At 39.9% G+C, this 20,260-nt stretch carries 15 protein-coding genes; 13 read left to right on the top strand and 2 right to left on the bottom strand.

Annotation, left to right across the window (positions count from 1 at the left end):
- Positions 1-16: 16 nt before the first annotated feature.
- Positions 17-1,471, bottom strand: a complete 1,455-nt coding sequence (locus PQO03_RS15540) for an N-acyl-D-amino-acid deacylase family protein (protein ID WP_274154108.1) — start codon at positions 1,469-1,471, stop codon at positions 17-19.
- On the bottom strand, positions 1,472-2,350 hold the full coding sequence (locus PQO03_RS15535; protein WP_274154107.1) for a MurR/RpiR family transcriptional regulator: 879 nt from the start codon (positions 2,348-2,350) through the stop codon (positions 1,472-1,474).
- Positions 2,351-2,663: 313 nt separating this feature from the next.
- On the opposite strand from PQO03_RS15535, the gene PQO03_RS15530 reads away from it, so the two are divergent.
- The 13 genes from PQO03_RS15530 (at position 2,664) to PQO03_RS15470 (ending at position 20,202) form a co-directional block, all read left to right on the top strand.
- On the top strand, positions 2,664-3,926 hold the full coding sequence (locus tag PQO03_RS15530; RefSeq protein WP_274154106.1) for an amino acid deaminase: 1,263 nt from the start codon (positions 2,664-2,666) through the stop codon (positions 3,924-3,926).
- Positions 3,923-5,593, top strand: a complete 1,671-nt coding sequence (locus PQO03_RS15525) for an arylsulfatase (protein WP_274154105.1) — start codon at positions 3,923-3,925, stop codon at positions 5,591-5,593. Before PQO03_RS15530 ends, PQO03_RS15525 begins: the two co-directional genes overlap by 4 nt.
- 18 nt (positions 5,594-5,611) lie before the next feature.
- Positions 5,612-6,511 (top strand): SMP-30/gluconolactonase/LRE family protein, encoded by a 900-nt coding sequence (locus tag PQO03_RS15520; RefSeq protein ID WP_274154104.1) that lies wholly within the window; start codon positions 5,612-5,614, stop codon positions 6,509-6,511.
- Position 6,512: 1 nt separating this feature from the next.
- Positions 6,513-8,438 carry a DUF1588 domain-containing protein gene (locus PQO03_RS15515; RefSeq protein ID WP_274154103.1) on the top strand — a complete coding sequence of 642 codons (1,926 nt, stop codon included), beginning with the start codon at positions 6,513-6,515 and terminating at the stop codon, positions 8,436-8,438.
- An 8-nt stretch (positions 8,439-8,446) separates the two neighbouring features.
- Positions 8,447-9,976 carry a DUF1552 domain-containing protein gene (locus tag PQO03_RS15510; RefSeq protein WP_274154102.1) on the top strand — a complete coding sequence of 510 codons (1,530 nt, stop codon included), beginning with the start codon at positions 8,447-8,449 and terminating at the stop codon, positions 9,974-9,976.
- Entirely contained in the window at positions 9,973-10,650 is a 678-nt protein-coding gene (locus PQO03_RS15505) for a prepilin-type N-terminal cleavage/methylation domain-containing protein (RefSeq protein ID WP_274154101.1), read from the top strand. The genes PQO03_RS15510 and PQO03_RS15505 overlap by 4 nt, the downstream gene beginning before the upstream one ends.
- Positions 10,651-11,482: 832 nt before the next feature.
- The gene (locus PQO03_RS15500; RefSeq protein ID WP_274154100.1) at positions 11,483-12,106 is read left to right on the top strand and encodes a protocatechuate 3,4-dioxygenase; all 624 of its coding nucleotides are present in this window, start codon (positions 11,483-11,485) and stop codon (positions 12,104-12,106) included.
- Between the two features lie 435 nt (positions 12,107-12,541).
- Complete coding sequence (locus PQO03_RS15495) at positions 12,542-13,270, top strand: hypothetical protein (protein ID WP_274154099.1); 729 nt, start codon at positions 12,542-12,544, stop codon at positions 13,268-13,270.
- Complete coding sequence (locus tag PQO03_RS15490; RefSeq protein WP_274154098.1) at positions 13,267-13,806, top strand: lytic transglycosylase domain-containing protein; 540 nt, start codon at positions 13,267-13,269, stop codon at positions 13,804-13,806. The genes PQO03_RS15495 and PQO03_RS15490 overlap by 4 nt, the downstream gene beginning before the upstream one ends.
- The gene (locus PQO03_RS15485) at positions 13,803-14,633 is read left to right on the top strand and encodes a transglutaminase family protein (RefSeq protein ID WP_274154097.1); all 831 of its coding nucleotides are present in this window, start codon (positions 13,803-13,805) and stop codon (positions 14,631-14,633) included. Before PQO03_RS15490 ends, PQO03_RS15485 begins: the two co-directional genes overlap by 4 nt.
- Positions 14,620-15,402 carry an indole-3-glycerol phosphate synthase TrpC gene (gene trpC / locus PQO03_RS15480; RefSeq protein ID WP_274154096.1) on the top strand — a complete coding sequence of 261 codons (783 nt, stop codon included), beginning with the start codon at positions 14,620-14,622 and terminating at the stop codon, positions 15,400-15,402. The genes PQO03_RS15485 and trpC overlap by 14 nt, the downstream gene beginning before the upstream one ends.
- Before the next feature lie 49 nt (positions 15,403-15,451).
- A complete protein-coding gene (locus tag PQO03_RS15475; RefSeq protein ID WP_274154095.1) occupies positions 15,452-19,597 on the top strand; it encodes an amylo-alpha-1,6-glucosidase in 4,146 nt (1,381 codons plus the stop codon).
- A gap of 194 nt (positions 19,598-19,791) precedes the next feature.
- A complete protein-coding gene (locus PQO03_RS15470; RefSeq protein WP_274154094.1) occupies positions 19,792-20,202 on the top strand; it encodes a hypothetical protein in 411 nt (136 codons plus the stop codon).
- The last annotated feature ends 58 nt before the right edge of the window (positions 20,203-20,260 follow it).

The following is a 20,260-nucleotide window of genomic DNA, read 5'->3' as shown; positions in this document are numbered from 1 at the left end:
GTTGAGATTTCAGATTTTAAATATTAGATTTTTGTTTAGCACCCACGTAAATACCTGCACGTTGATTTGTGGACCTGCCTTTTTCAAAACTGAGGACGCCATTGACATAGACTTGTTCAATGCCGCTAGCCATACTGATCGGTTTATCGAATGTTGCGGTGTCCGCAACTCTCTCCGGATCAAAAACGACGAGGTCTGCAAAAGATCCAATAGCGATTTGTCCACGTCCCTCAAGCTTGTAGTTTTTTGCTGACAAAGCCGTCATTTTATGAATGGCCGTACTCATGGACATAAGTTTTTGTTCACGTGCTAAACGTCCTATGACCCGTGGAAAAGTCCCCCATAAACGGGGATGCGGGTGAGGATCATGCGGCAGACCATCTGAACCAATCATGGTCTTTGGATGACTTATGATTTTCTTCATATCCTCTTCACTAATAGAAAAATAAACCGCTCCTGCAGGCTTTAGTTTCTCTGCCGCTTCATATTGACTTAAACCCCAGTCTTTAGCTATTTCGTGAAGGTACTGAGTCGATTTCTCTGGGTGTGTTTCAGACCACGTTATCAATATCTCGACTCTTTCATCGACTTGTCCCAAATCTAGAGTACTGGAACCCGCCGCATAGGGATAACAATCCATATGAACGCGATGACTATAGGATGAGTTTTCTATAAATTTAAGCAGCTCATCACTACGCCCCCAATTATCGGGACCAGCACATTTGAGATGAGAAATAATGAGGGGGATATCGCCACTCTCAGCAATAGTAAAGGATTCTTCAATCGCCTCAATCACCTGATCAAATTCATTGCGTAAATGAGTGACATAGATACCATCATTTTTGGCCAAAACTTTGGCCAATGCAATGATTTCTTCCGTACTCGAATCCCGTGCAGTTGCATAAGCTAATCCAGTACTCAAACCAATGGCACCCTCTTGCATACAAGCATCTAACTCATCTTTCATTGCTACAAGTTCGTCACTCGTGGCTTCCCTATATAAATCATCCATGTGGTTGACTCTTAAAGAAGTGTGTCCTACTAAGGCTGCTACATTAACGGCTGGTTTACGTTCATTAATAGCGGCGACATAAGATTTGAAATCTTTAAATATAAAATCGCTTTGATTTCCAAGTAGATTTAAAGGATCAGGCGGTTCTGTACTGAGTCGTACAGGTGCGACACTTAATCCGCAGTTACCTACGATGACTGTACTGACTCCTTGGCTAATCTTCGCTAAACAATCCGGTGATTGCAAGACGGCATTATCATCGTGAGTATGGACATCAATAAAACCTGGTGCTAAGGCTTTACCCTCAAGATCAAAAACTTCATCACTCTCGACTGCCGATAAGTTTCCGATGGCACAAATCACATTTTGTTTGATAGCTACATCAGCCTTATAAGGAGGAGACTCTGAGCCATTAAATATGAGTGCATTTTTAAATAGATAAGTGTATTTTTTGTCCATTCAATCCCCCACCGGGAAGCGTCGATCACCTCCACGAACTGTATCAAGGTTATACTTGATTCTCCTTAAAGATTCTTTGGCACTATCCTTACGTAAAATAGCCAATTCTAAGGCGATAGCATCCACTACTGCCAATAAGGCATAACGTGATGCAGTGGCTTTGTAAATGCCCTCTTCTTCGGCTATATGAACTTGAAGGTGAATATTTGCTAATTGCGCTAAAGGAGAGTCACCTCGAGTTATGGCCACCACTTGTGCTCCATATTGCTTAGCGATTTGGGCGCAGTCATTAATTTCAGCAATTTGTCCCGTTGTAGATATAACAAGCACAAGAGATTTTTCATCTAGACTTGAAGCGACCATACGCTGCATCAAGAAATCATTGTATGAGCTAATGTTCACACCAAAGCGGAACATTCTATTGACTGCATCATCGGCTATCACAGTCGCTCCACCACCTGATCCAAAGACAACAACTTTATCTACCGAATGAATTAACTGAGCCACCTGCTCAATTTTTTTCTGAGATGTTTGAGTATTTACAGTATTGAGCGCCTCTATTATACCTTTCACTACCTGACCAATGGCCCCACTTTCTTCTGTAATAGGGTCCATGTGACCTTCTAGAAAACGTTGGCCTATGGCAAAACTACTCACTAAGGACTTTTTAAGGTCGGGAACGTTCTTGCAACCAACACTTCGTGAAAAACGAGTCACAGAGGCTTCACTCACACCTGCGGCGCTTGCGATCTCATGAATACTAGCGTTACCCGCCCATTCCAGATCAGACATAATCACTTGGGCCACTTTCTTCTCGGAAGTCTTAAGTTCTTCTTCAAGTGATTTAATTTTAGATACTATATCAAATTGATAGTTCATATTGCCTTCTTTATTTTTAAAATGTTAGTGATCGTCCGAAATCATTCTTGAGTTAATCTAATTGAACTCATTCCATTCGTCAAAAGCATTTGTTACTTACTAACATTATTATTTAAAAACAAGATAATACAAGGGTGAAAAGTTCAAAATGTTACAAAATAACATTTTATCACGCTTGAATTATCAAGGATATATCGTTAAAGTAGATTTATGTTAGTAACTAACAACGTATCTATTCACATGTTTACACTATTTAGATCTTAAGCTTACCGAAGCTTTAATACATATAATAAGAACAAGCCAGGATGTCATGATGTCAGGAAGTAAAAAACAGAAATCGAGACTGAATCTTTTAGATGAAGATTATCAACTCCCACTCATGACGATCAATAAATCTAGCCTTCTAAATAATTGTCAATGGATGCAGACTTATGCGGATTTAGCAAATGTAAAACTCGCCCCTCATGGTAAAACCACCATGTGCCCAGAACTATTTAAACTACAAGTACAGCAAGGCGCCTGGGGCATGACCCTAGCTACTAGCTACCAAGTAACAACCGCTTATAGTCATGGCATCAAAAAAATCCTCATGGCGAACCAATTGGTAGGCAAACAAAATATCGCCTCTATTACTGATATACTTCAAAAAGATCCTGACTTTGAGTTTTATTGTCTCGTAGATAATCGTGACAATATTGATCAACTCAACAGTGCTAGCACAAAACTCTCCCGCCCCCTTCAAGTACTCATTGAAATTGCTCCCGAACATGGACGTGCTGGCCTCAGAACAAAGCCAGATGTTATTAAGCTCGCTCAATACATCCATTCTTACGCACCAAACTTACAACTTGCTGGAATCGAATGTTACGAAGGCGTCATTCATTGTAATAATCCAATTCCAGAGGTGGATAAATTCCTCCATTTTGTCGCTGAGACTAGCATTGAGATTGACCAACTAGGACTCTTCGGAAAAGATAAGCTTATTTTATCTGGCGGTGGAACAGTATTTTTTGATCGCGTCAGTGATATTTTAGGTAAAGTTAAACTGAGCCTGGATTATGACTTACTCATTCGTCCTGGCTGTTATCTCTCCCATGACTCGGGTATATACGAACAATTCCAAAAAGAACTCACTGATAGAGATCCTATTGCAAAAAAAATAGACGGTACGCTTGAATCCACTATCGAAGTTCTTTCTTATATCCAATCCATACCTGAGCCAGGTTTGGCTATCCTCAATATTGGTAAAAGAGATGTATCCTTTGACAGCGGACTACCCACACCTCACAAGCACTTTTCGATCTCAAACAAAAAACTGCATCAGCTTGATTCAAATTGGCTACTTAATGACCTCAATGATCAACATGCCTTCATGGCCTTCCCGAAAGAACATAAAATTCAAGTAGGAGACATCATCTCTTGTCAGGTCTCTCACCCCTGCCTTACTTTTGATAAATGGCCACAAATTGCCCTCATTGATGATGATTATCAAGTTATTGATTTCATCGAAAGTCATTTTGAGCGCAATCACAAGTCTCAAGCGACGAGCTCACTATTAAGGACGCTTAAGGCATGAACAAAATCCTCTTGCTCTTACTGGGTGCCTGCAGTCTCTTTGGCCAATCCCAAAAACCCAATATTATCCTCATTTTAGTTGATGATCTAGGCTTCTCGGATCTAGGCTGTTACGGTGGCGAAATTGAAACACCAAATATCGACCGCCTCGGAAATACAGGCTTGCGCATGACACAAGTTTACAATTCAGCCCGCTGTTGTCCCACCAGAGCTGCCCTGATGACGGGTCTCTACCCACATCAAACGGGCGTCGGCTTCATGACTGCCGATAACGGCAAACCCGGTTATCGTGGTGTATTAAATAATCGTTGTGTCACTACCGCTTCTCTTCTACAGAAATCTGGTTATAAAACTTACCTTGCCGGAAAATGGCATCTACGAGGTAAAAATGGGAGCGAATGTACCCCCACTAATCGTGGCTTTGATGAGTTTTACGGGCCTTTTCACGACTACGCCAGCTTTTACCGCAAAGAACTCTACTTCCGTTTACCGAAAAACCGGAAAGCGCTAGCAGAGACAAATAAAGATTTTTACGCTACCGATGCAATCACTGACTATGCCTTAAGCTTCATCGATGAAGCTCGAAGCGCAAAGCAGCCCTATTACCTCTACCTCGCTTACAATGCTCCACACTTCCCGCTTCAGGCTCCTAAAGAGCTTATTGACAAATATGTAAAGACCTACGAAAAAGGCTGGGATCATATACGCGAAACACGATTCCAGAAAATGCAAGAATTAGGAATCATCTCCAAAAACATCACTATTTCGGCGAAAGGCATTGTACCCAAAGTTCCAAACCGCAATAAAGACTCGCAATACTACGGCAAAGAAATCCCCGCGTGGAATAGCTTGGATCTAGCGCGCCGCAAAGACCTCACTCGACGCATGGCAACTTTCGCCGCTATGGTTGATAGTGTCGACCAAAATATCGGACGCGTACTTAAAGACTTAGAGGAAAATAATGAATTGGATAATACCTGTATCTTTTTCCTTTCTGATAATGGTGCGTGTGCCGAATGGGACCCACATGGATTTGATAATAATCCCTATCCTCAAAATCTTCTTCATGAAGGTGATGACTTAAACAAAATCGGTCAAAAAGGCTCCTTCCACAGTTACGGAAGTGGCTGGGCCAACGCCTGTAATACACCGCTCTCTTCCTATAAACATTATACATACGAAGGAGGAATTTCTTCACCAACTATCATTCACTTCCCCTCTGAGCTCGCCCGTAAGGGTACTATTGCCAGAGAGCCGCAACACGTCATTGATATTGCAGCTACAATTCTCGATATCGCTGAGGTAACTTATCCAAAAGGATGGCATGGCCAAGAACTTTATCCCATCCAAGGAAAAAGTCTATTGCCTTTTATTAAAGGACAAAAAGCAAGTCAAGCTCCTCTTTACTTTGAGCACGAGGGCAATCGCGCCATACGTCAAGGAAAATGGAAGCTCCTCTGGATCAACTACACACAAAAATGGCAACTCTACAATATCGATAATGACCGCTCAGAAACAAGCGACTTATCCTCTCAGCACCCCGAGAAAGTCGCTGAGCTCAGTAAAATGTGGAACTCTTGGGCAGAAAAGAATTTTGTAGCAAAAGAAAAAATTAAAACTGTATCCAAAGGCATGCCCAAACTTTATTACACTCCTACATCAAAATAACTCTAAGGAATTGATCATATGTTTATTAAAAATTTCATCACCATGGCAAGCATAATCGGCATCTCTAGCTGCACAAGTACTAACTTGTATACAAGTAGTGATTTCACCGCTCCAGGAAGTTTCACTGCAGAAGCTGAAGGTCCCGCCGTGGATGCCGCTGGCAATCTTTATGCGGTGAGTTTTGATCATAAAGAAACCATTGGCAAAATAAGCCCTGATGGCAAGGGTAAAATCTTCATTAAAATGCCTAAAGGCAGTACGGCTAATGGCATTCGTTTCAACCAAAATGAAGAGATGTTTATTGCTGATTATACTGGACACAATGTGCTCAAAGCTGATCTCAAAGGAAATGTCTCTGTCTTTGCTCACGAAGCCAATATGAACCAACCCAATGATTTGGCTATTATGGATAATGGCATACTTTTTGCTAGTGACCCCAATTGGGCTGAAGGTACTGGCCAAATGTGGAAAATTGACACCAAAGGCAAGGTCAGTTTACTCGAAAAAAATATGGGCACAACAAATGGCATAGAGGTTTCTACTGACCAAAAACGATTATATGTTAACGAGAGTAAGCAGCTTAAAATATGGGTCTATGATTTGACTAAAGATGGTGACATTAGTAACAAGAGGCTCCTCCATTCTTTCAAAGATGGCGGCCTCGATGGTATGCGCTGCGATTCCGAAGGGAACATATATGTCGCGCGCTGGAGCAGCTCTTGCATCGCCAAACTAAGTCCTTCTGGGAACTTGTTAGAGACCATCAAACTTAAAGGACAACAGCCTACCAATATTGCCTTTGGTGGTCCTGATGGAAAAACTGCCTACGTAACCGTTGCGGATCGTGGGAATATTGAAACATTTCGTGTAGAAAACCCTGGTCGTAGCTGGTCTATGAGAAACAAAGGAAATAAATAAAATGTTAAAACAGCTTTTATTAAGCTTTATAATTGGCTTATCGAGTTTTGCCTTTGGCTCAGATCAATATCAAGAGTCAATTCGTCCTCTGCTCGATAAATATTGTATTTCATGTCACGGTGGCAAGGAAACCAAGGGCCACATCAATCTCAAATCCATAAATAATATGGAACAAGCCTATAAGAAACATCATCTTTGGGAGGATGTTATAGACTTGATTGAAGATGGAGAAATGCCACCGGAGAAGAAAAAAGAAAAAGGTAAGCCAGCTCCTGCACCTGTCGAACGTCCTAGCCAAAAAGAATTAACTACCCTCAAAAACTGGTACACCAAAAAATTCATCAATATTAAAGCTTTGCCCGCAAAAGCAAAACTCACACGTCTGTCCACCGAATATTACCGTAATTCAATTCGTACCCTGCTGGGGTTTGATCTCAGCGTCAATATTGTAGGCACCCCAGAAACTGTCGTAGAAAACTCTCTAATTATAAAAATCTTGCCCGCTGACCCACCTGGTGAAAGTGGTTTCAGCAATGATACTAGCCAAAGCCCCATCACCAACACACTTTGGGAAAAATATAATTTTATTGCGAACTCAGCAGTTGAAGAACTTTTTTCTAAAAAGAATAAAAAGCACCTAGAGCTTTACTCCGGCCCTATAGCTCAAAAATTCTCCAAGAAAAATGCCCAAAGTTTAATTACCAAGTTCACTCAAAGGGCTTTTAAAACGACTGCTTGTAGTGAACACATCAAAAAAAGTATACAGCGCATCATTAAAGATCTGAAAATGAACATAAGTCTGATTGATAGCTGTAAAAAAGAACTCAAAACAGTACTGATTTCTCCTCAGTTTCTCTACAACGGGAAATATAGCTTGACTAAAAAGGGCTTACAGCCAGTTAATCAATACGAACTCGCACAAAGGCTTTCCTATTTCCTCTGGGGAACTCTACCCGATAATGAACTGCTCTCATTGGCATCAAAGAAGCATTTAAATCAGAAAACTATTTTAATTAAACAAGTTGATCGCATGCTTAATCACGAGCGCTCACAAGTATTCTCTGAACTTTTTGCCCGCGAATGGCTAGCACTTGACGAGATAAAAAAATCATCTAAGAAATGGCCAGAAGTTCATGCTAAATTTTACCAACCTATTCACTTTGTCGATTACCTTATCCGAGAAGATCGCCCACTCATGGAGCTCATTGATTCCAAGGTTACTTATGCAAACCCATTCCTCTATAAGTTTTACGATCAAAAAGACGCTTTAAAAATCAAAAAAACTCGCAAAGATAGAGGTGTTGAAGTTATTGTTCAAGAACATAACAAAATCACCCTGGAACACACCGCTCATCGTGGTGGAATCCTGACGATGCCAGGTATCCTCAGCATGTATAGTGGACATAAACGCACTAGCCCTATTCTTCGCGGAGTTTGGTTTCTTGAACGAATACTAGGAGATGAACTCGGCGAAGCCCCGATGGATGTACCTGCTATTAAGAAACAAGCACCCGGCGAAAAATTGTCCTTTAGGGAGATTTTTGAAAAACATCGAAGTAGTCCAAGCTGTATGATTTGTCATCACAAAATTGATCCTCTTGGTTTCGGTCTAGAAAACTTTGATTACCTAGGAACTTTTCGTGAATCCGGTAAAGATATTGACTCATCTGGTGTAACTCCCAATGGAGATAAATTTGAAGATTTTGCAGGTCTCAAGAAAATTTTACTCAAACGTTATGATGAAGATATTATTCATAATATTACAGAAAAAATGTATACCTATGGTCTAGCAAGAAGCTTAAACGCTACTGACCGCCCCATCGTCAACAGCATTTCAACAAAAATGATTGATAAGGACGGTACTTACCGCGACCTTATCAAAGATATTGTCACTAGTTTAGCCTTCACTCACACTATAGTAGAATAGGAGTTCTTATGTCTTATAAAATTTCACGTCGTTCTTTCCTCTCAGGTGTGGGCGTAGCCATGCCCTTACCTTACCTCAATCTCATGGCCAAAAATTCTAAAGCTCCAAAAGCGCAAAAAAGATTCCTCGCCCTTTTTAAACCCAATGGTGTTCACCCCCCTACTTGGGCCATTCAAAACGGCAAAGAAAAACAGTTCGACTTATCTGCTCTTATGCGTCCACTTCAGCCTTACAAAAACGATTTACTCATTTTAGATAACATCGGTAACAAGCATCAGGCAAGTCATCACGGTTATAATTTTCTCTGTGGTAATCAACGTCCTAAAGAAGCCTCCCTTGATCAAGTCATTGCCAAGGAAATTGGCAATGATACTAATGTTCGTTCACTCGAGTTAACGACAGAAGGGATTTTCACTAATCAGCCCGATTGTAGTTACATTTCTTATGATGACAAGGGACGTTACGTCCCGCGGGAAAGTGATCCACAGCTTGTTTTTGACAAGCTCTTTCGTAGCCCCCTCAACAACGTAAAGCGCCGTCAAGAAATGACGAGCATTCTCGATGGAGTCAAGGATAACGCCAGCTTTTTGAAAAGACGCGTCGGCAAAGAAGACCAAGAAACTCTTGACGAGTACTATACCATCATTCGCGAAACGGAGATTAAATTAGCCAATTCTAAAAAAAATAAAGCCATAGACTCTTCATCTTTTATTCGCCCCCAAGCGAGTACAAACCTAGACGAGCAAGTAACTGCTATGATGGATATCATGGCTCTAGCTTTGTGGACTGATACAACACGAGTCTCTACTTACATGCTCGGCAATGATAACAGTCGTCTCATTTTTGACTTTCTCGGCATTCAGGAACAGCATCATTGGCTATCACATTTTTTCCGTAATTTCAGTATTGGCAATATTACTAAACTCAACAAAATCAATTATTGGCACCTCCAAAAATTCGCCTATATGATGAGTAGACTCCAAGGCTTAAAAGATGGCAATGGTACCCTACTCGATAATACACTGATCTACTTCGGCAGTGGCATGGGCCATAGCGATACTCACGCAGGTAGTCGTATCCCCGCAGTCTTAGCGGGCGGTAAAAATATCGTAAAAACTGGCCGTTATATCAATCATGCTCAAGGCCAAGATCCTCGTGCTTTACATATGGCTATCATGCAACAATACGGTATCAAACGCGATTCCTATCAAGGCTATTCACAAAGTATGACTGGACTGAATGATTCGAACTATGATCACTTTGTCACTAAACAAATCGACACTTTTATTAAAGAAGAAAATGGAACTATCAAAATTCAGGGCACACTTCAGCAAAGTCCAAATATCGATACCCCCCGTCTTCACACCATGAAAGTAGCGAATGCCAAAAGTGTCAAAATAGAAGTTTCTTTCGGTAACTTCAACAAAGTCAACCTCGCCTATTATTGCACAAGAAACGTTTATATCGAGGCTAAAGGCAAATTAGACAAAGGTCATTGGATGATCACTGAAGTTACCAAAATTGAAGAATTAAAATGAAACGCTTCACGCTGATAGAACTCTTAGTCGTCATTGCGATTATAGGTATTTTAGCTTCTTTGTTACTTCCTGTTCTCGCAAAGTCTAAGAAACAAGCTTTAGCGACAACATGTACGAGTCGATTAAAACAAAATTTTATCATGATTCAATTAATGGTTGATGACCACGAAGGCTACTTTAATAATAGGCGGATTTCGCAGCATTACCCCGATTCCGCCAAAGTCTGGAGCGAGCGAGTTTTAAGTGATTATTGGCCTAATGGAAGTAAAAAAAATGTTGTCTGTCCTCTGCAAGAAGAAGCCGCAATGCGGAGGTCAACTGATAACCGTGTCGCTTATGGTGCACCCAATACTACTCAGTTAAGTGATGCTGCTAATCCAGAAGAAATCCATTTACTTAATGGAAACTCCAAAACAGGTGTTTCAGGAGTGTGGAAAAATGGTCGTGAGATTACTGAGCGCTGGCTACTAGTTGATTCTTATTTTGCCCCTTGGAAAGCACCCACTCCAACAATCTCAAACTTAAATGATAACAAAATTCACTTACTTCACCTTAACAAAGCCAATATTGTTTTTGTTGATGGACATGTAGAAGCTTATAATAGCATGCAAGTCCTATATGGCTTAGGCTTCAATAAAGTACTCACGGAAAGCCTAGAAATAATTGAAAAATAACAATCCTTATTTTCGCCGATCGTCACCCTCAACTTAGCTATTAATTCGTCAATGAATTAGATTTACTTTTTAGTGCTGAAAGTACGCATTAACTTAGCCTAGCTCGTCAGAGCTAGGAAAAACGAGCACATGAAGAATTAGTGAGTTCTGTAGGAACGCATTAAAGCTCTAATCCATGCTTACAGTATTCATAACATCATTCTCTATAATACGTCCCCCAAGGCTTACTCCATTGGGCTTAATTGAGTCATACTTACAGCACTTCCGAGTGTTTTTTTTAAAAAATCTCTATTTTATTGCCGTATTAATAGCTGCATTGCACCTCCAAAATTAGTCATGCACCCTGAGGTGCATGACTGATTTTGGAGGTGATTATAGGGCCCATACTTGGGTCCGATATATACCGGACTCACAAGTGAGCCCTCAAGCTTTTTCACAGGCCTGATCGTGTGGCTGACCCCACACCTTATTTTATGTCGGGCTTGCAACCCTTGCTAATTCACTTGCCTGACGCCATTGGCTCAAACTACAGCATTCATTTACACCTTTTTATCAATCTATATTGTCATCGGATTAATAGTTAAGTACAACGAGCTAGCAGCCTGTCGGACTTTGAGCTTCACAGCGAAAAATGAGCTAAACCAATTCGCTGATTGCCCAAAATGAGGCAAACATCGGGCATATTTAACGATTCCTGGGGAATAATTCGTCGAAATATCGCTATTTTGCAGTCGAACGGGGAGAAGTCCGACTGGCTGCTAGAATTTCTATTAGCTAGATATTTCTTTCAGGAGCTTTGATGACTTATGTTTATAAAAAAGGATTTTTATAAATGTCTAATCGCCGTCGTTTCATTAAATCTGCTTCATTTGCTAGCCTTCTAGGCTTAAGTAGTCATGCTCAAGAACTCCCCACCCCAAAACAAATCGAAGGCCCTTTCTATCCCCGTTTTGAAGCAAAAGATAAGGATTTTGATTTAACTCAAATTCAAGGACAAAATGGCGTCGCTAAAGGCACTATAATCCATATCACGGGTAAAGTTCTCGATTTAGATGGATCAGCCATTGAGGATGCCACCGTGGATTTATGGCAAGCTAATGCGGCAGGCCGCTATCGTCACCCTCACGATGATAACAAAGCACCCATTGATCCATATTTTCAGGGCTGGGCCATTATTCCCAGTTCAAAGGATGGAAGCTTCAAATTTAAAACAATTCTTCCAGGTGCCTATCCTATAGGAAAGAAACGTATGCGTCCTCCACATATCCATTTCAAAGTCTCAAAAAAAGATTATCACCCCATTACGACTCAAATGTATTTTCCCAATAATCCACTTAATCAAAAAGATAAGCTTCTGCAGAAATTAAATAAGCAAGAGCAAGCTTTGTTAATTGCAAAAATCAACCAAGGCGGATCTGATAACTATGAGTTCAATATATATCTAAAAAAGATTTAGAGCAGAAATTAAAGTCATCTGTAAAATGGGAGGGAATCAATAATACTTAATTTGCTACCCGACCTGGACTTGAACCAAGAATGAGAGGATCAAAACCTCCTGTGTTACCAATTACACCATCGGGTAAAACAAAATATTAACTACCCGACCTGGACTTGAACCAAGAATGAGAGGATCAAAACCTCCTGTGTTACCAATTACACCATCGGGTAAAACAAAATATTAACTACCCGACCTGGACTTGAACCAAGAATGAGAGGATCAAAACCTCCTGTGTTACCAATTACACCATCGGGTATGCTAAACGATTTGAAACATAATCAAGGTCAAAAATATTTCCACTGGATACAGAGCAAAAATATCACTTTTCTTGGGGATAAAAACAAATATTAGATTAGATTGCTAAAATAAACAATTTTTTAGGGTGCAACATTCATGGCTTTCAGCTTATTTGTTAAAAATAAAACAGAATCATTTATTATTGATAATCAGGGGATGGCTTTTCAAAGCGCCACTCATGAGCAAGTCAATCAAATGCTTGCTCCTTCAATTTTTTCCCTACAAGAAAGTTCACGTGGGTTTGAATTAACTATGGAACAAGGAACCGCACTACTGGAAGGCCATCTCATTAGTGAAGGAACTAAGGTTCATTTACCTAGCGGTAGAGAATTTATCATCAATCAATTAAATTTTGTCGCTTCAATAAAAAGTGAACGGGTGGATATTGCCAAAAAAGAAGATATCAAATCTTGGACTGCTAGAGGTTTAATTGCCTCTATTATACTCTGTGAACTGCTATTCATCACCGTATTCCCCAGTCAACTCAATGGTGAAAGCAACTTTAAACGCGAATATCTACTTGAAGAAATCAGTGAAGATTTAGACATACTCAGGAAAGAAGTTCAAGAGAACCTGAGAACTAAGTCAAAAAACAATTCCGTTAAAAGTGGAATTCTTCAAGACATAAAAGACTCTCTTGATGAGCTCGCTAACGATATCCGTCTTAAACCTAAAGCTTTTAATCTCGCTGAACTAGAAGATGTCACAGACACTCTGAGCCAATGTGAGAAATTAATTCAGAGACTCAAAATATCGCCGTTCATTAATGATGAAAACTTAAGTTTAGACAAACAAGCTTTATTGGATCAAGTTTTTACTGAATGAGAAAAGCTATATTCATCTGCTTGCTCATCTCCCTCGGGGTCATTAGCTACCTCAACAGAAGTAAGCAGAGTGACCTCTACGATAGTGTAATTCACAAAGCAGCTCAACGCCATCAAGTCCCCTTCTCTCTTATCAAGGCGGTCATTCGTAAAGAGAGTAGCTTTATTGCCAAACAAAAAGGTGCCGCAGGTGAATATGGCCTCATGCAAATTATGCCCATTGCTGCAGATGAGTGGGCTCGCCTCAATAACAGAAAAAAGCTATCGTATTATGCCTCTTTATATGATCCAGAAATAAATATTGACATAGGCACCTATCTTTTATCGGTAAATTTAAAAAGATGGCAGCGCTATGATGACAGGCTTGTTTTAGCGCTAGCTGAGTACAATGCGGGGCTTGGTAACCTCCGTAAGGAAAAGTGGAATCCAAAAAAATATAATGAAAAAGTTTTGGAAAGAATTACTTTTCCCACGACTAAAAAATATGTAAGTGATATACTGCTCTATAGAACTGAATATTTGGAGTACGACAAATGACTGAAAAAAAAGCTCTTTTAAAGCTTTTGGAAGATGAGGATCAAAATATTGCCACTATTACTGTTGGCAGACTCATCAAGTATGGCACGGGGATTTTACCTGATCTTCGAGAGCTGCAAGAGTCGCCCAATAAGCTTGTAAGAAAACGCGTGCATCAAATAGAAGCTATCCTTAAGAAAAAAAATGACTTAAAGTGTTTTCTTGAAAGAGTTAATAATGAACAAGTGCTTATTTGGGAAGATCTCATTTTTATAAATTCCATTTATTATCCGGAATTAAAAAATTCTGAACTACAATCATCCATGGAAGAACTCTACAAAGATTTAAGTGCTAAAGACTTTAATACTAAAGCTTTGTGTGACTATATGAAGGACAAAAGTTACTATGCCCCCAAACACGATATTTTAGATTCAGGGGTCAACCTAATTAGTAGCGTTCTCATTAATGGTGAAGGCAGCCCCTTGATGCTTTGTATTATTTCTCAACTTCTTGGCAGGCGCTTTTCTACTCAATTCCAAATTGTCCTATACAAAGGTCATCATTGCCTCATAGATGCACATAAAACTCTAATTGAGCCTGCTAATAATTGGAAAACGACTCTTATTACTGAAAAAATAAAAGCTCATCCCTGCTCAGAACAGAACCTGATTTTAACTATCATTGCCAACTTATATCTTTCTGCCTTAGTCGAAGGTCAACTTAAAATATTGCACACGCTGTCATCACTGATGGCAACATTAAGTGATATGGACCTTACTAACTTCCCCTTCCCTATAGGACAAAAAAACGATAACCTCTTAAATACAAATAATAATGAACCTTGCTGATATTTTAAAAAAAATCATTGCCACTAAGCACGAAGAAATTAAAGCTCAAGAAAATCAACGTGAAGAACTCAAAGCACTCGCCATTGCTGCAGGTCCTACAAAAAAAGATTTTGCTCAAGCACTCAAAGCGCAAAACGGCCTCGCAGTGATTGCTGAAGTGAAAAAAGCATCCCCTTCGGCTGGTATCATATCACCTGATTTTGATCCTATAAAAATAGCTAAAAACTATGAACGAATAGGCGCGGCGGCCATTTCTGTACTTACGGATCGTGATTATTTCCAAGGCTCACTTGACTATTTAAAAGAAATTCGTACTCAGGTGGATCTTCCTCTACTGCGTAAAGATTTTATTATTGATGAACTTCAGATACATGAAGCCCGTGCTGCAGGCGCGGACACTTTCTTATTAATCGCAGCCGTCTTAAGAGAAGAGGAAATCGCCAATTTCCTCACTATAGGCAGATCATTCGGCATGGAAGCTCTTGTAGAAATCCACGATGAAGAAGAAGCCCACAAAGCACTCGCTGCGGGAGCAAATATCATTGGTGTAAACAATCGCGACTTACGCAATTTCACTACCGACCTGACTTTAACGGCCAAACTCGCTCAATTCATTCCCGACAATAAAACTCTTGTGGGTGAGAGTGGCATAAAAACTGGTAAAGATAGCCGTCAGCTTCTAGATTGCGGTTGTTCCGCAATCCTAGTAGGTGAATCACTCATGCGAGATCCGCAAAAATTCAAAGAACTTCAACTAGGTCAAGTATAAACCTACTCGCTTGTAGACCTAAACACATCGTAATTCGAAGGATAGAAAAATGTCAAATGCTAAATTATCAAGCTCACCCAAATCTGGCGACCATTTAGTTAAATTTTCAGGTGATATACAAAAGTTCATTATACATAGTGCCATAATAGGAAAAGCTTTTTTAAGAACCAACCTCAATCAATCTTCGATCAAGAACACACAAGTTATTCATCATATTGAACTTGGCTTGAACGAATTTGAATTAGGTTGGAATGACTATGAAATGAACTTCGATGGGACAGATAGTTACTCTATTACTTTACCACTAAGTGAATCCGGCCATTTTAGAGCGAAAGCCTACATCCTTCTAGATGACGGTGAACAAGTTTGGCAAGAAGGCCCTGACATAGTCCTAAATATCGAACCTAATAGCAGCCGCTTCTCAAATGCCATCTACTGTGCTTTCCCACGTCAATTTGGACAAAATAAAAATCTTTCACAAGCACCTTCATACGACAAGCTAGAAGAACTTGATAAGGAAGGTTACACAATCATCCCTCCTTCAGGAAAATTTAGCGACCTCATCAATGAGCTTGATCATATATTTGACGATCTAAATTGCGACATCCTTCACCTCCTCCCTATAAACCCGACGCCAACAAGTTATGGTCGCATGGGCCGCTATGGCTCTCCTTATGCAGCTCTAGATTTCACTGCTGTAAACCCTGAATTATGTAACTTCAATTTAAAAACAACTCCCGTAGAGCAATTCTGTGAGCTCGTTGATGCCGTTCATCAAAAAGAAGGCCGCATCATTATTGATATTGCTATTAACCATACCGGTTGGGCATCAAAAATTCATGAGACTAATCCCGAATGGGTTCGACGTCACGATAATGGCGACATTTACCAACCCGGTGCCTGGGGCACTGTCTGGGAAGATTTAACTGAACTCAATCACAAAGACACTCAACTCTGGGTTTATTTAGCTGATGTATTCTTAACCTGGTGCGAACGTGGTGTAGATGGTTTCCGTTGCGATGCAGGATACATGATTCCCGAGCCGGCCTGGAAATATATTTCGGCAAAAGTACGTCAACATTATCCAGAGACTATATTCTTGTTAGAGGGTCTTGGAGGTGCGTGGGAAATAACCGAGCACATGCTCAATCACTGCAATTTAAACTGGGCCTACTCCGAGCTTTTTCAGAATTATAGTAAAGATCAAATCAGTAACTACATGAAGTATTCCGAAGACTTCAGTCATAAATATGGTGCGATGGTACACTATGCAGAAACTCATGATAACATGAGATTAGCGGCTACCTCACCACTATGGGCTGAAGCAAGAACGACTTTATCTGCCCTTCTTTCACACAATGGTTGCTTTGGTTTCACCAACGGTGTTGAGTGGTTAGCTACGGAAAAAGTAAATGTTCACGGTGCGAGTGGCTTAAATTGGGGAAGTGATCACAATTTAATTAAAAAAATTAAAGAGCTCAATACACTTTTACATAGTCACCCTGCCTTTTTTGAAAACTCCCAGATTACTGAACTCCCTTTAGCCAATTCATCATTAATAGCTTTTGAAAGACGATCAGAGTCCGGTGAAACACCACTCATCGTTCTTATAAACTTACACATGGAAGACGCTCAAGATTTAGACTTATCTTATAGTATCAAATTTTCAGATACACTTATTGGTCAATCGAATCATCTCTATAATGACGATAAACTAGCTCTTACCCTCAAGCCAGGTGAAATCATTTGCCTAGGGAACAAAGAAGACCAAATCACTTCTCCCAAAACAAAGATGAATCGCAGTAAAGCTCAAAAAATCATTACTAAGCTTTCTTATAAACTATCTAATTACGCGATCTTAGATGAAATCGATGCTCATGTAGATGCCCTTTTAACTTCACCTTTAAAATGGCTTAAAAGTCTTGAAATCATCCCTACAACTTGGAGTTTCCCAGAAGACTTAGTGAGACAAGTTCCTTGCCCAGTTGACTCGTCACTGCTTTTTAAAGCTCCGCATAGTTTTAATATCTTTGTCTTTGAAAGTAAGCACACTTCTTTCCAGGGCGATGATGGCGCTCATTATATCTTATTATTGCCCCTTGAGAATCAAGATAAAATCACCTATGAAAAATTATTAATCGAGATCAATACTCCTGACGGTATTAAAAAACATGAATCGACTATCATGCGTTTAACTACCATTGATGCTCCATTTACGGATAAATATCCTGTAGAAGATTATAATAATATTATTTTAGATACCAATGGCAAGGGTGCCATGATGAGACTCAATACCGGGATTTCAAAAATCTGGACTCGTTATGATGCTTTACTCGCTGCAAATCTAAGTCCCGATTATCCCGAGAACCGCCATATTATGTGGAGACGTAACCGCATTTATGTTGATTGTCATCATGCGACTTATGAACTCACCGATAAATTCCTTACTGAAATCCGTGGCTCGGGTCGCAATAGAAAACTCATTTATGAACTACCCCTCGGACATCACCGCTGCTTAATCCTGAGTGTCCAAGCTTTTATGATTCCAGGAGAGAATGCCACGACATTTATTATCTCTCGCGAAAAAAGTAAACTCGCCAATGCCTCACAAACAAGTGTTAAAATCTATATCCGTGTAGACTTAGAAGACCGAGACTTCCATTCAGACACCAAAGCAGGGGCAGGACTCGAAGGCTTATGGGCAAGTAAAGTAACATCGCAAAAACGCGAATTACTTTTTGCGCCTGACGAAGACCGCCAGTTACATCTCTCCAGTTCTAATGGTGAATTTCATCGCGAAGATGAATGGTCGTATAATCAATATCAACGCAATGAAGCCCTACGCGGTTTAGAAAGTCACTGTGATCTATATAGCCCAGGCTTTTTCCTTCTCGATTTAAAACCAGGCGATTCTTGCACGCTTTTAGGTCAAGTACTTAGAGAAAAGCAAGTGGATAAAATTGAGCTTAGTCAAATTCCATATCCTGATAAACAAAATGCCAACACTTATATTGAACAACTAACTGAAGCCGTTAGTCATTACGTCGTGGCTCGTGATGGCATGAAAACAGTTATTGCTGGCTACCCTTGGTTTTTGGACTGGGGTCGCGATACACTTATCTGTTGCCGTGGTTTAATTAGTGCTGGATTTGGTGATGATGTCCTTAAAATTCTCCAACGCTTTGCTAGCTTTGAAGAAGCGGGAACACTGCCTAACTCAATACATGGTGCTGATGCCGCAAATCGTGATACGAGTGATGCTCCTCTATGGTTTTTTATTGCCTGTGATGATTATATTGAAGAATCGGGTGAGAGATCAATTCTAGATGTAGACTGTAATGGTCGCACTATGCTTGAAATAATGAAGTCCATTGCGGATAACTATATTAAGGGTGCCCCTAATGGCATAAAAGTTGACCCAGAGTCACTACTCGTCTATAGCCCTTCTCACTTCACATGGATGGATACCAATTATCCGGCTGGAACTCCGCGCGAAGGCTATCCTGTAGAAATTCAGGTCTTCTGGATTAAGTCACTTAAAATCCTTTTTAAATATACTCAGGATAAAAAATGGTCTCAACTCGCTGAACACGCTTTGGAATCATTCATGAAATACTTTTGGTCAGCTGAAAGAGGCTACTTATCTGATTGCTTGCATTCTACTAACTATTGCCCCGCGGCTGAAGCTCAAGCTGACGATGCTTTACGTTCGAATCAACTTTTTGCTGTGACTTTGGATGTCATTGAAGATAAAGAAACTCAACAAGCCATATTTGAATCTTCATCTTGCTTGCTCATCCCCGGTGCCATTAGAAGCTTAGCGGATAAACAAAATGATTATCCACTACCAGTTTATTCTACTTATGGTGAACTCTTGAATAATCCCGACAATCCCTACTTCCATCATTATGAAGGCGATGAAGATACGAAAAGAAAGCCCGCTTATCATAATGGCACCGCATGGAATTGGCCTTTCCCATCTTATCCAGAAGCAATGCTTAAAATATATGGTAAAGAAGCTATCCCTACTGCTAAATCACTTCTTTATAGCTCGAGAGTTTTATTTAACACCGGTGCTTTAGAACAAATCCCTGAAGTAATGGATGGCTCAGCACCGCACACCCCTCGAGGTTGTGATTCTCAAGCTTGGTCAGTCACAGAATTGCTTCGCGTTCTTCGCAAATGTGAGGCCTAAGTTAAATATTGCTTAATAATTACTATTTTTTACGTTTTACTGTCAATAATTATAAAAACATAGAGTTTAGTTATGTTAAATAGTAATGAATAAGTTCAACATGAATAAACAAATTTAAATATTTTTTGATTTACGTGAAAGATATGCTCTAATATGAGCGATTAAGTTTATAAACAATCAAATGAGGAAAAACTATGAGTGAACCAACAAAGGCTAGAAAGCCTAAGAAACTAGATTATCTAAAAGCAACTGTCCTATCTATCATTGTTGCGGCTGCGGTTACTTACAGCAACCAACATCTTATTCCTAAGTTCAATAGTCAGCCCCCGAAAATATATGTGAATGAAGCTATTATTGGTTCATGGAACGAACTTAGCGGAAAGCAGAACATGGAATTTAACACCAAAGGTTTTTGCCAAGTAGAAAAAGTAAAGAAACCCATGCTTTTTATAAAAACTAAAGATAATTCTTTCACTCTCTTTAAGATGGGACGTGATAAAAAAGGTAATAAACTCGGTTCCATTGCTCACCAACTCAAAGTAGTTGATGACAAAACTTTCAATATGGGTGAAGCCACTTACAATAAACTAGTCACTCAAAAATAGTTTTTCACTTACTCAAGTAAGATTTTATAGCCCACACTTATGTGGGCTTTTTTTGTGC

Source organism: Lentisphaera profundi, from assembly GCF_028728065.1.
GTDB lineage: Bacteria > Verrucomicrobiota > Lentisphaeria > Lentisphaerales > Lentisphaeraceae > Lentisphaera > Lentisphaera profundi.
Note: the sequence above shows the minus strand (reverse complement) of the source record. Positions and strands in the feature narration are given on the sequence as shown.